This window comes from Fibrobacter sp., from assembly GCA_024399065.1.
In the GTDB taxonomy this organism is placed as follows: domain Bacteria; phylum Fibrobacterota; class Fibrobacteria; order Fibrobacterales; family Fibrobacteraceae; genus Fibrobacter.
The window spans coordinates 1-1,537 of the sequence record JAKSIB010000094.1 but is presented as its reverse complement, the minus strand read 5'-3'; the positions used below and the strand labels follow the sequence as shown (position 1 = coordinate 1,537).

Sequence of the window (1,537 nt, the reverse complement as noted above, 5' to 3'; positions counted from 1 at the left end):
TTTCGCTGAATGCGCGAGAGCAGCTGGAGCAATTTCTGGGTATATTCTTTACCCGGTTTTCGAAGCCGCGCCTCAAGTTTTTGAGGCAGATGCTGTACGGCATCCAGATCACGAAATCGGTCATTCTGAACAGGATCGCGGCGGAAATAGACGAAAACATCAAGCAGGTGAAGATCGAGATGCGGCTCTGCCACCACCTCGCTTTCAAGGACCTCTGGAAGCATATTCACGAGGCGGTGATGGAACACGCGAAGAAGTTCGTCCGCAAGTCGACGCTGATCATCATCGACCCGTCCGACGTGCAGAAGCCCTACGCGAAGAAGATGCAGTATCTCGCGAAGGTGTGGGACGGCTCGAAGGGCAGGGTCGGCGACAACCTCGGCTACTGGGGCTGCATGGCGGTCGCCTGCGAGCCCGGCAAGCGGCGCGGCGTCGTCCCGCTCCAGTTCCGGCTCTGGTCGACGGAGGATCCCGAGTACAAGGGCGAGAACGCGGAGATCGAGGCCATCATCGACTCGATCCGCGCGGAGGTCGGCAACCGCGGCATCTACGTCTACGACCGCGGCGGAGACCGCAACGAGATCTTCCGCTACTTCATCTCCAATGGGCTTGACTTCATCGTGCGCATGATGCAGACGCGCTATCTCATGTACGAGAGCGTGCGCGAACACATCCTCGTTCTCTCGGCGAAATGCCACACGCCCCACACGTCGGTCGTCGCGTTCAACGCCAACGGCGAGGAAAAGGACACGACGATCCACTACGGCGCGATGCCGGTGCGTCTTCCCGAAAACCCCGACTTTCCCGGCATGCACGAGAAGGACCTGCGGCTCGTCGTCGTGCGCGGCTTCGGGCAGTGCGCGATGCTCATCCTCACGACGCTGCAGGGCGACGGCTCGAAGGAGGACGTCTGGCGCGTCGTCCAGGGCTACCTCACGCGGTGGCGCGTCGAGGAGACGATCCGCTTCGTGAAGCAGTCGTACCAGGTCGAGGACATGCGCACGCTCACGATGACGCGCCTCAGGAACCTCGCGGCGCTCGTCCTCGCGGTCGCGTACTTCGTGATGGTGTGGATCGGCAAGTCCGAGCGTCGCGAAGTGCTGCGCACGCACATCGTCGAAACGGCCAAGCGCATCTACGGTGCGCCCGAGTTCTTCTACTACGCGCTCGCGGACGGAATCCAGAAGCTCTTCACGCGCTTCGGGAAGTGGAGCGCGAAGCTCGACTTGAAGAAGGTGCTCGTGAAACCGTCACCGCAGCTCGAATTCGCCTTCGCAGGAGGCGACGGATAGCGCGACTTTTCCTCGTCGCGTCAATTGACGACAAAAACGCACCCGAAAACCGACCTCGTTATATGCTCAGATATAGCGGGGGGGGGGGCAATTTTGGCAAATTATAAAAATATCTGAATTTACGCTTGATTTTCGTGACCCGATTGTGGTATCATTTTCACCGCTTGAAGGTGTAGTTTTTCGCGGGTGCGAAAGCGGTGCCGGAGGGCTGGAATTTCACCAATGAAAAAACGGGTAAAGTCCAA

1 protein-coding gene is annotated in these 1,537 nt (G+C 59.1%); it reads left to right on the top strand.

What is annotated here, in order from left to right:
* Positions 1-1,292 (top strand): transposase (locus MJZ25_16600; protein MCQ2125787.1); only part of this gene is annotated, 1,292 nt, incomplete at its 5' end.
* Positions 1,293-1,537: the final 245 nt, after the last annotated feature.